Source organism: Pseudomonas sp., assembly GCF_050739995.1.
In the GTDB taxonomy this organism is placed as follows: domain Bacteria; phylum Pseudomonadota; class Gammaproteobacteria; order Pseudomonadales; family Pseudomonadaceae; genus Aquipseudomonas.
The window spans coordinates 1-11735 of record NZ_JBOICG010000123.1 but is presented as its reverse complement, the minus strand read 5'-3'; the positions used below and the strand labels follow the sequence as shown (position 1 = coordinate 11735).

Annotated in this window: 10 protein-coding genes; 3 read left to right on the top strand and 7 right to left on the bottom strand. The window is 59.3% G+C overall.

Annotation, left to right across the window (positions count from 1 at the left end; genetic code table 11):
* Positions 1–97: 97 nt before the first annotated feature.
* Positions 98–1051 (bottom strand): adenosine deaminase, encoded by a 954-nt coding sequence (locus tag ACRESD_RS04300; RefSeq protein WP_043051475.1) that lies wholly within the window; start codon positions 1049–1051, stop codon positions 98–100.
* 195 nt (positions 1052–1246) lie between these two features.
* Here ACRESD_RS04300 and ACRESD_RS04295 point away from each other — a divergent pair, with 195 nt between their 5' ends.
* Positions 1247–2338 carry a calcium:proton antiporter gene (locus ACRESD_RS04295; protein ID WP_431749784.1) on the top strand — a complete coding sequence of 364 codons (1092 nt, stop codon included), beginning with the start codon at positions 1247–1249 and terminating at the stop codon, positions 2336–2338.
* Positions 2339–2430: 92 nt separating this feature from the next.
* Here the strand turns inward: ACRESD_RS04295 and ACRESD_RS04290 are convergent, their stop codons facing one another.
* From ACRESD_RS04290 to ACRESD_RS04265, 6 genes are all read right to left on the bottom strand, one after another.
* Positions 2431–3789: an 8-oxoguanine deaminase gene (locus ACRESD_RS04290; RefSeq protein ID WP_431749783.1), complete on the bottom strand. Its 1359-nt coding sequence runs from the start codon at positions 3787–3789 to the stop codon at positions 2431–2433.
* A gap of 175 nt (positions 3790–3964) precedes the next feature.
* Positions 3965–4651 carry an SDR family oxidoreductase gene (locus ACRESD_RS04285; RefSeq protein WP_431749782.1) on the bottom strand — a complete coding sequence of 229 codons (687 nt, stop codon included), beginning with the start codon at positions 4649–4651 and terminating at the stop codon, positions 3965–3967.
* Between the two features lie 48 nt (positions 4652–4699).
* Positions 4700–5281, bottom strand: a complete 582-nt coding sequence (locus ACRESD_RS04280; protein ID WP_431749781.1) for an IMPACT family protein — start codon at positions 5279–5281, stop codon at positions 4700–4702.
* A 12-nt stretch (positions 5282–5293) separates the two neighbouring features.
* Entirely contained in the window at positions 5294–5953 is a 660-nt protein-coding gene (locus tag ACRESD_RS04275; RefSeq protein WP_431749780.1) for a TetR/AcrR family transcriptional regulator, read from the bottom strand.
* 87 nt (positions 5954–6040) lie between these two features.
* On the bottom strand, positions 6041–7435 hold the full coding sequence (locus tag ACRESD_RS04270) for a uracil-xanthine permease family protein (protein ID WP_431749785.1): 1395 nt from the start codon (positions 7433–7435) through the stop codon (positions 6041–6043).
* An 88-nt stretch (positions 7436–7523) separates the two neighbouring features.
* On the bottom strand, positions 7524–8444 hold the full coding sequence (locus tag ACRESD_RS04265) for a LysR family transcriptional regulator (RefSeq protein ID WP_431749779.1): 921 nt from the start codon (positions 8442–8444) through the stop codon (positions 7524–7526).
* A 125-nt stretch (positions 8445–8569) separates the two neighbouring features.
* Here ACRESD_RS04265 and ACRESD_RS04260 point away from each other — a divergent pair, with 125 nt between their 5' ends.
* A complete protein-coding gene (locus ACRESD_RS04260; protein WP_431749778.1) occupies positions 8570–9919 on the top strand; it encodes an aspartate aminotransferase family protein in 1350 nt (449 codons plus the stop codon).
* 39 nt (positions 9920–9958) lie between these two features.
* Positions 9959–11452 carry a CoA-acylating methylmalonate-semialdehyde dehydrogenase gene (locus ACRESD_RS04255; protein ID WP_431749777.1) on the top strand — a complete coding sequence of 498 codons (1494 nt, stop codon included), beginning with the start codon at positions 9959–9961 and terminating at the stop codon, positions 11450–11452.
* The last annotated feature ends 283 nt before the right edge of the window (positions 11453–11735 follow it).

Below are 11735 nucleotides of genomic sequence, written 5' to 3'. Positions count from 1 at the left end.
AGGCAGTGTGTCAGCCGATACATTAGGCGACTGGGACACCGCATTCGCGAGCAAGCCCGCTCCCACATTTGGTCTGCATTTACTCAGTGAGTGCCGGTTACGGCTTTACCAGTCGCGCATCCAGGCTGTTCTGCGCCAGGCGTTTGGCCTGGTCCTGGGTCATGCCCAGCGAGGTGTACAGCGCGTGGAAGTTCTCGGTGACGTAACCACCGAAGTACGCCGGGTCATCCGAGTTCACCGTCACCTTCACGCCACGCTCGAGCATGTCCAGGATGTTGTGCTGGGCCATGTCGTCGAACACGCACAGCTTGGTGTTGGACAGTGGGCACACGGTCAGCGGGATCTGCTCGTCGATGATGCGCTGCATCAGGCGCTCGTCTTCGATGGCGCGCACGCCGTGGTCGATACGCTGGATTTTCAGCAGGTCGATGGCTTCCCAGATGTACTCGGGCGGGCCTTCTTCGCCGGCGTGGGCCACGGTGAGGAAACCTTCGTGGCGGGCACGGTCGAACACGCGCTGGAACTTGCTCGGTGGATGGCCCATTTCCGAACTGTCCAGGCCCACGGCCACGAACGCGTCACGGAACGGCAGCGCCTGGTCGAGGGTTTTCTCGGCTTCGGCTTCGCTCAGGTGGCGCAGGAAGCTCAAGATCAAACCGCTGGTGATCCCCAGTTGCTGCTCGCCATCTTTGAGTGCCGCAGCGATGCCATTGAGCACCACTTCGAACGGCACGCCTCGGTCGGTGTGAGTCTGCGGGTCGAAGAAGGGTTCGGTGTGGATCACATTCTGTGCTTTGCAGCGCAGCAGGTAGGCCCAGGTCAGGTCATAGAAATCCTGGGAGGTGCGCAGCACGTCGGCGCCCTTGTAATACAGGTCGAGGAATTCCTGCAGGTTGTTGAAGGCGTAGGCCTTGCGCAGGGTTTCGACGTCGTTCCACGGCAGCGCAATCTTGTTGCGCTCGGCCAGGGCGAACAGCAACTCAGGCTCCAGCGAACCTTCCAGGTGCAAGTGGAGTTCAGCCTTGGGCAGGGCGTTGAGCCAATCGTACATTTTCTAAATTCTCATCAGGTGCAATGGCGGCATTCTACAGGCCACGGCTGAAATAATCGGCAAAACCTGACCAGCAGGAGAGTTTTGCTTTTATTCACGCAAGGGCCGTGTGAAATAAGGTGTAACGAAACGTTAGCAACGTGCCGTAGTCTGTACCCCATCGATGACTGGTTTAGCTGTTTGATAAGGCCCGGAATGCTCACATCCCTCAAGCAAGAAAAATTCATGCTGTTGGCGCTGATTGCCGCTATCGCCGCTTACCCGCTGGAACACTGGATGTTGAACAGTGGGCAGATGGTGGCGTTACTCGGTGGCGTTGTGCTGATCGCGTTTATCGTGGTGGCCTCGATGCGCGTGGCCCATCACGCCGAGCAACTCGCGGAAAAGGTCGGCGACCCCTACGGCACCATGATCCTGACCCTAGCCGCCGTGCTGGTGGAAGTAGTGATCCTGGCGATCATGATGAGTAATGAGCCGTCGCCCACACTGGTGCGTGACACTATCTATTCGGCAGTGATGCTCGATATCAACGGCATCCTTGGCCTGGCCGCGCTGATGGGGGGTATCAAGCATGGCGAACAGTCCTACAACGACGATTCCGCACGTAGCTACAGTGTGATGATCCTCACCGCCATGGGGGTATCGATGGTGGTGCCGGAATTTATCCCCGAGGCTGACTGGAAAATTTACTCGGCGTTTACCATCGGGGCGATGGTGCTGCTCTACACCTTGTTTCTGCGTATGCAGGTAGGGCCACACAGTTATTTCTTCAGCTACAGCTACCCGGAAAAACGTCGCAAGAAACAGCCGGAAGAACACGAGGAGCCGCCAATCAATCTGGCGTTTTCCATCGGTACGCTGGTGTTTGGTGTGATTGTGATTGGCGCATTGGCCGAGGTGATGTCCAAGACCCTCGACCTGGGCCTTGAAGGCACGGGCGCGCCACCGGTGATCACGGCGATTGTGGTGGCGGCCATTTCGGCGGCACCGGAGATTCTGACCGCGTTGCGCGCGGCGTTGGCCAACCGCATGCAGTCGGTGGTGAACATTGCGTTGGGCGCGTCCTTGTCGACGGTGATCCTGACTGTACCGGTGATGGAGGCCATGGCGCTTTACACCGGCCAGCCGTTCCAGATGGCGATGACGCCGGTGCAAACGGTGATGGTGTTGATCACGCTGGTTGTCAGTGCGATCAACCTCAACGATGGCGAAACCAACGCCATCGAAGGGATGACCCATTTCGTGCTGTTTGCGACCTTTATCATGTTGTCGCTGCTGGGCCTGTAACCCGATCTCTCAAATCATCACTGGGCCCAATGTGGGAGCTGGCAAGCCAGCTCCCACAGAGATCTCCTTTCACATTTTTATGGGGGGAGGGCTTAGGTTCCGGCGATCAGCTGACGCGCGGCTTGAGTGTGATCGGCGATCAGGCCCTTGAGGTCCAGGCCCTCGACCTGGCCGTCGATGACCCGCCACTTACCTGCCACCATCACTCGATCCGCACGGTCGGCGCCGCACAACAGCAGCGCCGAAATCGGATCGTGGCTGCCGGAGAACCGCAACTCATCAAGTTTGAACAACGCCAGGTCGGCCTGCTTTCCTACCGCTAACTCACCAATATCCGTACGCCCCAGCAATTGCGCCGAACCTTGGGTGGCCCAGCCCAACACGCCTTCAGGGGTGATTTTTTCCGCGCCATAACGCAGGCGTTGGATGTACAGGGCCTGGCGCGCTTCAAGGATCATGTTCGACGCGTCGTTGGAAGCGGAGCCATCCACGCCGAGGCCAATGGGTGTGCCGGCAGCGAGCAGGTCCAGGGTCGGGCAGATGCCGGAGGCCAGGCGCATATTCGAACTTGGGCAGTGGCAGATGCCGGTGCCGGCAGCGCCGAGGCGCGCGATCTCATCCGGGTTGAAGTGAATGCCATGGGCCAGCCAGGTACGCGGACCGAGCCAGCCGACGCTGTCGAGATAGTCCACGGTGCGCAGGCCGAACCGTTGCAGGCAGAAGTCTTCCTCGTCGAGGGTTTCCGCCAGGTGCGTGTGCAGGCGCACGTCGAGTTTGTTGGCCAGTTCGGCGCTGGCTTGCATGATTTCCGGGGTGACCGAAAACGGTGAGCAGGGTGCCAGGGCAATCTGGATCTGTGCACCCTCGCCACGTTGGTGGTATTCGTGGATCAGCCGTTGGCTGTCGTCGAGAATCACCTGGCCTTGTTGCACTGTCTGTTGCGGCGGCAGGCCACCGTCGGCTTCGCCAAGGCTCATGGAACCGCGGGTGAGCATGGCGCGCATGCCCAGTTCGCGCACGCTTTGCACTTGCACGTCGATGGCATTTTCCAGTCCGTCAGGGAACAGGTAGTGGTGATCGGCCGCCGTGGTACAGCCTGAGAGCAGCAATTCGGCCAGGGCTACTTTGGACGCCAGCGCGAGCTTTTCCGGGGTCAGGCGCGCCCAGACCGGGTAGAGGGTTTTCAGCCACGGGAACAACGGCTGGTTGACCACCGGCGCCCAGGCACGGGTCAGGGTTTGATAGAAGTGGTGGTGGGTGTTGATCAACCCGGGAAGAACGACATGCTCGCGAGCATCGAACACCTGTGCGCAGGGCTGCGTGGGCGCTTGCCCTTGGGCCAGCACTTCGCTGATCACACCGTCTTGCAGCACCAGGCCGCCACGGGCGTCGAGGCCGTTGGCCGTGAAAATAGCGAGGGGGTTTTTTAACCAGATACGGGTCGCAGGCATTGGCCGGCTCCTCTGAATGATGGGTTCAGGTTTGCCAGCTCAGTGTTGCCCTGTCTGCTGATCCAGGGTCGCCGGTGAAGGCGAGGGGCTAGATTACGTGTAAGTAGAGGTCTGGTCTAGCCGTGGGAAATGGACGCTATCAATGTGGGAGGGAGCAAGCCCCCTCCCACATTAATTACCAGGCGATGGTATCGCCCTTGTAGTCGATGAAGTGATGGCCGCCCTTGCCGGTGTAGGCGTTCACCTGGTCCACCAGGCCGCGCACGCTGGTGTCGACATCAATGTGCGCATTTTCACCGCCCATGTCGGTCTTCACCCAGCCCGGGTGCAGTGACAGCACGGTGAGTTTGTGGTCGCCGAGTTGGGTAATGAAACTGTTGGTCATGGAGTTGAGTGCAGCCTTGCTGGCTTTGTACAACGCCAGGTCCGACCCGTCGGGGATGGTCACGCTGCCCAGCACCGAGCTCATGAACGCCAGCACGCCACTGTCTTTGCGGATCTGCCCGACAAAGCGCTGGGCCAGGTTGATCGGCGCGACGGCGTTGGTGAAGAACAATTGGCCGACTTCCGCCAGGGTGGCGTGGCCAGGCTCCTGATTGGCCGGGCCTTTGACGCCGGCATTGACGAACAGCAGGTCGAAGGTGCGGTCCTTGAGACGTTGGCTCAGGGCGATCACGGCTTGCTGATCGTCCATGTCCAGCTTCTCGATGTGCACCGGGCCCACGGCTTTCAGGGCGTCGGCCTTGCCCGGATCGCGCACGGTGGCGGTCACATCCCAGCCGTCCTGGAGCAATTGCTTGACCAGGCCAAGGCCCAGTCCGCGCGAGGCGCCGATGATCAATGCGGTTTTTGGCGTAGACATGAAGGGCTTCCTTTGGAGTAGGAGGGTCAGCGAGCAACCATAGCAGGTTCAGCGTTCCAGCAGGATACGCCCACGACTGAGGTCGGCCAGTTGGGTTTGCAGGGTGTCGATGTGAGCCTCGCCCAATGCCAGTTGCAGTTCAACACCGTTGGCGGTGAAGGTTTCTTCTACCACCAGACCGCCGAGTTCGGCGACGCGCAATTTCACCAGGTTCAGCTCAGAGAATGTGCAGGCGCAGCTCAGGGGCACGCGGCTGATCAGTTCGATGCGCTCGGCATTCTGCAGGCATTTGTTTGCGCCGCCGCCGTAGGCCCGGGCCAGACCGCCAGTCCCCAGTTGGATGCCGCCATACCAGCGAATCACCAGCACAGCGACTTGATCAAAGCCTTGGGCTTCGATAGCGGCAAGAATCGGTCGCCCGGCCGTACCGCCGGGTTCGCCATCATCACTGCTGCGGTATTGGTCGGCCAGCTTCCAGGCCCAGCAATTGTGTGTGGCATTGAGGTCGCTGTGCTGTTCGAAAAAAGCCTGGGCGTCCTGCGGGCTGGTGATTGGCGCGGCCAGTGTGATGAAGCGGCTTTTGCGGATCTCTTCACGAAATTCGCAAAAGCCGGTGAGCGTGAAAGGCATAAGTCGCTTCGTTTATAGGGCTGGCTTGACGCCACAGCCTTTGAGAATGATGTGGATCAGGTTGGTGCCGGCGTCTTCCATGTCCTGCTTGGTCAGCTTGGTGCGCCCGGTGACGCGGCAGATTTGGGTCGCGAAGTCGGCGTAGTGCTGGGTGCTGCCCCACAGCAGGAAGATCAGGTGCACGGGGTCGATGGGGTCCATCTTGCCCGCTTCGATCCAGGCCTGGAACACCGCCGCCCGGCCGCTGAACCAGGCGCGGTAGTCCTGGCTGAAATATTCGGTAAGGCATTCGCCGCCGCTGATGATCTCCATGGCGAAGATCCGCGAGGCTTGTGGGTGACGCCGAGAAAACTCCATCTTGGTACGGATGTAGCGAGTGAGCGCGATGGCCGGGTCGTCATCGGCGGTCAGCGTGTTGAAGGTGCTGTCCCACAATTCGAGGATATTGCTGAGCACTGCGATATACAGGCCCAGTTTGTTGGTGAAGTAGTAATGCAGGTTGGCCTTGGGCAGCCCGGCACTCGACGCAATGGTGTTCATGCTGGTGCCTTTGTAGCCGTGGCGCGCGAACTCATCTTCAGCCGCCTGGAGAATCGCTTGTTCGTTCTTTTGCCGAATGCGGCTGGCGGGTTTACCGGCGTGGTGGCCGTGGGCAGGAACTTCGAGGCTCATGGAGGTTTCCGTGCTGATCGATAAAGACGACGTGTGCACAGATAACCCACCCTCAAGGCTCAGACAAGTCCTGATGCAATAAAACCCTCAAAGCGGTTCCAACGTGTCGCTTTCCGGCGTGTGGTTTGCGGCAATGACGGGCGCTTTGACTTCGGGCAATAACAGGCACAACAGGATGGCGGTCAGGCCGCCGCTGGTGATGGCGGAGTCGAACAGGCTTTGCACCAGGGGCGGCATCAAATGCAGCAGGTTCGGTTGGGCGGCGATGCCCAGGCCCACACCGAGCGAGGTGGCGATGATCAGCATGCTGCGCCGGTCCAGCGGCGCCTGGGCGAGGATGCGTACACCGGCGGCGGCCACGCTGCCGAACATCACCAGGGTCGCGCCGCCCAATACGGGTTTGGGAATTTGCTGCAATACCGCGCCAATCAGTGGAAACAAGCCGAGACAGAACAGTATCAGGCCTATGTATAAACCCACGTAACGACTGGCCACGCCGGTGAGCTGGATCACGCCGTTGTTCTGCGCGAAGGTGGTGTTGGGGAAGGCGCTGAAAGTGGCGGCGATCATGCAACTGACACCATCGCCCAATACACCGCCCTTGAGTCGGCTTATATAAGAAGGGCCACTGATAGGTTGGCGGGCAATCATGCAGTTGGCGGTGAGGTCGCCGACGGTTTCGATGCTGCTGATCAGGTAAATCAGCGCGATCGGTAGGAAAGCGCTCCAGTCGAAATTGAAACCAAAGCGAAATGGGCTGGGCAGGCTGATCAAGGGTAAGTCGGGCAGGGCTTGGGGCACCAATTTACCGCTGAACCACGCGGCTACGCTGCCAACCACCAAGCCGATGATGATGGCCGAGAGCCGTACCCAGGGTGTGTTCGAGCGGTTGAGCAGGATGATCGTCAGTACCACGAACAGGCCCAGGCCCAGATTGGTGGGAGCACCAAAGTCAGGCGCGTTGAAACCGCCACCCAGGTCGGTGATGCCCACTTTGATCAAGCTGATGCCGATCAGGGTGATGACAATCCCGGTCACCAGCGGCGTGATCACCCGGCGCAATTGGCCGATAAAACGGCTCAACACAATCTGCACCGCTGCGCCGAAAAAACACACACCGAAGATCATCGCCAGGATGTCTTCCGGGCTGCCTCCGCGTTGTTTCACCAGGAACCCCGCTGACAACACTGCGCCGAGGAAAGCAAAGCTGGTGCCTTGCAGGCAGATCATTCCGGCGCCGATGCCAAACGGCCTACGTGCCTGGATGAAGGTGCCTACGCCAGACACCATCAGCGCCATGCTGATCAGGTAGGGCAAGTGGGCGGTGAGGCCCAACGTGGAACCGATGATCAACGGTGGCGTGATGATGCCGACGAAGGCAGCCAGTACATGTTGCAGCGCGGCCACCGTGGCGGGGATAGGTTTAGGCCGGTCGTTGAGGCCGTAGATCAGGTCGCTGGAGCTGGGAGATTCTGGTGGCATGGTGGGCAAACTCAAGGCGGACAGTTCAAGGTCCTTGGCCTCTTGCAAAAAGCTGTCCAGGTGCTCAGCTTTTTGTGAGAGCCCTGAGTTAGCGCGTTGCGGCCAGACTTTCCAGAAAGCTTTCCAGCACCAAATGAGGGCGACGGCCCTTGCGCGTGACCGATGCCAGGCTCAAATCGTAGAAACGTGTGGCCGGTTTCAGCGCGCGTAGTCGGCCTTGTTGCACCCAGAGGCTGGCGTAGTGGTCGGGCAGGTAACCGATATAGCGGCCGGTGAGGATCAGGAAGGCCATACCTTCACGGTCCGAGGCGCTGGCGGTGCAGTTGAGCGCCTGGTAATGGGCCTGGATCTCGGCGGGCAGGCGGAAGGTAGGGGCGATGGCATCCTGGCTGTCGATGCGGGCGTCGTCCAGTTGCTTGTCGTCGGCATAAAACAATGGGTGGCCGACCGCGCAATAGAGCAGCGAACGTTCGCTGTACAGCGGTTGGTATTCCAGGCCTGACAGGGCGCTGGCCTGGGGCACCACGCCGACATGCAGGCGGCCGTCGAGCACGCCTTGTTCCACCTCATTGGGCGCGATCATGCGGATCTGGATCTGTACGTCTGGGCCGCGTTCCTTCAACTGCGCCAGGGCGTGGGTGATACGCATGTGGGGCAGGGTGACAAGGTTGTCGGTGAGGCCGATGATCAACTCGCCGCGCAAGTGCTGGTGCAGGCCGTTGACCTCGGTGCGGAAACTTTCCAAGGCACTTAATAGTTGCAAGGCCGACTGGTAGACCTCACGGCCTTCTTCCGTCAGGGAAAAACCTGCACGGCCGCGCTGGCATAGCCTTAGGCCAAGACGTTGCTCCAAGTCGCTCATTTGTTGGCTGATAGCCGAGCGTCCGATACCGAGCACCGTTTCTGCCGCTGAAAAACCACCGCATTCCACCACGCTACGAAAGATGCGCAGCAGGCGAATATCGAAGTCGCTGACTTGGGCCAGGGGATCGGGTCTGCGGCTGCTCATAGTTTAGTGAAGGCCTGACTGAAGGTTAGAAGAGTTGAATTTCACCGACTTTATCGCCGTGGCAATTTAGCTGCAACAACGCTTTTCAATCCCGACGCTGCCTTTTGCCCTGCGAGGTTTTGCTGATGAACATGCCCGAAAACGCCCCTTCGTCCCTGGCCAGCCAACTGAAGTTGGATGCTCACTGGATGCCCTACACCGCCAACCGTAACTTCCAACGGGACCCGCGCCTGATCGTGGCCGCCGAAGGCAGCTGGTTGACCGATGACAAGGGTCGCAAGGTGTATGACTCGTTGTCAGGCTTGTGGACCTGCGGCGCCGGGCACACACGTAAGGAAATTCAGGAGGCGGTCGCCAAGCAACTGGGCACTTTGGACTACTCCCCAGGCTTCCAATACGGTCATCCTTTGTCCTTCCAACTCGCGGAAAAGATCACCGACCTGACCCCAGGCAACCTGAATCATGTGTTCTTCACCGACTCTGGTTCCGAGTGCGCCGATACGGCGGTGAAGATGGTGCGTGCCTACTGGCGTTTGAAGGGCCAGTCTACCAAGACCAAAATGATCGGCCGCGCCCGTGGCTATCACGGTGTGAATATCGCCGGTACCAGCCTGGGCGGCGTCAACGGCAACCGTAAGATTTTTGGTCAGGCGATGATGGACGTTGACCATCTGCCGCACACCTTGTTGGCGAGCAATGCCTTTTCCCGTGGTATGCCGGAACAGGGCGGTATCGCGCTGGCTGATGAACTGCTCAAGCTGATCGAATTGCACGACGCGTCGAACATTGCGGCTGTGTTCGTAGAGCCAATGGCCGGCTCGGCGGGTGTGCTGGTGCCGCCAAAGGGTTACCTCAAGCGCCTGCGTGAAATCTGTGACCAGCACAACATCTTGTTGGTGTTCGACGAAGTGATCACCGGTTTCGGCCGTACCGGCTCGATGTTTGGTGCCGATAGCTTCGGCGTTACCCCGGACCTGATGTGCATCGCCAAGCAAGTCACCAACGGCGCGATCCCGATGGGCGCCGTGATTGCCAGCAGCGAGATCTACCAAACCTTCATGAACCAGGCGACACCCGAGTACGCGGTGGAATTCCCCCACGGCTACACCTATTCGGCGCACCCGGTGGCCTGCGCGGCTGGTCTTGCGGCATTGGACCTGCTGCAGAAGGAACACCTGGTGCAGAGCGTGGCCGAAGTCGCCCCACACTTTGAGAATGCGTTGCACGGTTTGAAAGGCAGCAAGAACGTGATTGACATCCGCAACTACGGCCTGGCTGGTGCGATCCAGATTGCACCGCGCGACGGCGATGCCATCGTGCGCCCATTCGAGGCCGGCATGGCCTTGTGGAAAGCCGGTTTCTATGTGCGTTTTGGCGGTGACACGCTGCAGTTCGGGCCAACCTTCAACAGTAAGCCGCAGGACCTGGATCGTTTGTTCGATGCGGTCGGTGAAGTGCTGAACAAGATCGACTGATTTCTCCTTCTATATAGAACAATTTTTCAGGAGCCCTGCATGAGCCTTATCCAGCATTTGATCAATGGTGAGTTGGTCAACGACACCGGCCGTAGCGCCGATGTGTATAACCCGTCGACCGGTCAAGTCATCCACCAGGTGCCGCTGGCCAGTCGTGAAACTATTCAACAGGCGATCGATTCGGCCAAGGCCGCTTTCCCGGCCTGGCGCAACACACCAGCGGCCAAGCGTGCGCAGGTGATGTTCCGTTTCAAGCAGTTGCTGGAGCAGAACGAAGCACGCATCTCGCAGCTGATCAGTGAAGAGCACGGCAAGACCCTGGAAGATGCAGCGGGTGAGCTGAAGCGTGGGATCGAGAACGTCGAGTACGCGTGCTCAGCGCCAGAAATTCTGAAGGGCGAGTACAGCCGTAACGTAGGACCGAACATTGATGCGTGGTCGGACTTCCAGCCGTTGGGCGTGGTAGCGGGTATTACGCCGTTCAACTTCCCAGCGATGGTGCCGTTGTGGATGTACCCGCTGGCGATCGTCTGCGGTAACTGTTTCATCCTGAAACCGTCGGAGCGTGATCCAAGCTCGACGTTGCTGATTGCGCAATTGCTGCAGGAGGCTGGGCTGCCGAAGGGCGTACTGAGTGTGGTGCACGGGGACAAGGGCGCAGTGGATGCGCTGATCGAAGCACCTGAAGTAAAAGCCCTGAGTTTTGTAGGCTCGACACCGATTGCCGAGTACATCTATTCCGAGGCGACCAAACGCGGCAAGCGCGTACAAGCGCTGGGTGGGGCGAAGAACCACGCTGTGCTCATGCCGGATGCGGACCTGGACAATGCGGTCAGTGCTCTGATGGGCGCTGCGTACGGTTCGTGCGGTGAACGTTGCATGGCGATTTCGGTGGCCGTGTGTGTGGGAGACCAAGTGGCGGATGCATTGATCGCCAAGCTGGTGCCACAGGTCAAGGCGTTGAAGATTGGCGCGGGGACTTCTTGCGGCCTGGATATGGGGCCGCTGGTGACAGGCCAGGCGCGGGATAAGGTCAGTGGCTATATAGAAGACGGTGTGGCGGCGGGTGCCAAGCTGGTGGTTGATGGCCGTGGCTTGAGTATTGCCGGGCATGAGGAAGGCTTCTTCCTGGGCGGCAGTCTGTTTGATCGTGTCACCCCTGAGATGCGCATCTATAAGGAAGAGATCTTTGGGCCGGTGTTGTGTGTGGTCAGGGTGAACAGCCTGGAAGCAGCCATGCAGTTGATCAACGATCATGAATACGGAAATGGCACCTGCATTTTCACTCGTGATGGGGAAGCTGCACGCTTGTTCTGTGATGAGATTGAAGTGGGCATGGTTGGCGTGAACGTTCCACTGCCGGTTCCGGTGGCCTATCACAGCTTTGGTGGCTGGAAGCGTTCTCTGTTCGGCGATTTGCATGCCTATGGGCCGGATGGGGTGCGTTTCTATACCCGTCGCAAGGCGATTACCCAACGTTGGCCGCAGCGGGCCAGCCATGAGGCGTCCCAGTTTGCCTTCCCTAGCTTGTAAGGCGAGCTGAAAAGCCGGCCCTTTGGGCCGGCTTTTGCGTTTTAGTGGGCTTTTTTGACCGATATGACAGAAATGTGAAAAAAGCGATTGACGGCAGATTCTGGAGGCCTATAATTCGCCCCACTTCCGGCGCAGTCGAAACGGAAAACTCCTTGGTAAACAACGAGTTATGAAGTTTTCGACAGCAAGGTGCTTCAGTTCATCGAAGCGGCCAGGAAGTTGAAAAAGAGGTGTTGACAGCAGCGTGTAACGCTGTAGAATTCGCCTCCCGCTGACGAGAGAT

Bases quoted from the DNA above. Each gene is read 5' to 3' on its own strand.
- ACRESD_RS04300 (WP_043051475.1), bottom strand. From the start codon at position 1,051: ATGTACGATTGGCTCAACGCCCTGCCCAAGGCTGAACTCCACTTGCAC.
- ACRESD_RS04295 (WP_431749784.1), top strand. From the start codon at position 1,247: ATGCTCACATCCCTCAAGCAAGAAAAATTCATGCTGTTGGCGCTGATT.
- ACRESD_RS04290 (WP_431749783.1), bottom strand. From the start codon at position 3,789: ATGCCTGCGACCCGTATCTGGTTAAAAAACCCCCTCGCTATTTTCACG.
- ACRESD_RS04285 (WP_431749782.1), bottom strand. From the start codon at position 4,651: ATGTCTACGCCAAAAACCGCATTGATCATCGGCGCCTCGCGCGGACTG.
- ACRESD_RS04280 (WP_431749781.1), bottom strand. From the start codon at position 5,281: ATGCCTTTCACGCTCACCGGCTTTTGCGAATTTCGTGAAGAGATCCGC.
- ACRESD_RS04275 (WP_431749780.1), bottom strand. From the start codon at position 5,953: ATGAGCCTCGAAGTTCCTGCCCACGGCCACCACGCCGGTAAACCCGCC.
- ACRESD_RS04270 (WP_431749785.1), bottom strand. From the start codon at position 7,435: ATGCCACCAGAATCTCCCAGCTCCAGCGACCTGATCTACGGCCTCAAC.
- ACRESD_RS04265 (WP_431749779.1), bottom strand. From the start codon at position 8,444: ATGAGCAGCCGCAGACCCGATCCCCTGGCCCAAGTCAGCGACTTCGAT.
- ACRESD_RS04260 (WP_431749778.1), top strand. From the start codon at position 8,570: ATGAACATGCCCGAAAACGCCCCTTCGTCCCTGGCCAGCCAACTGAAG.
- ACRESD_RS04255 (WP_431749777.1), top strand. From the start codon at position 9,959: ATGAGCCTTATCCAGCATTTGATCAATGGTGAGTTGGTCAACGACACC.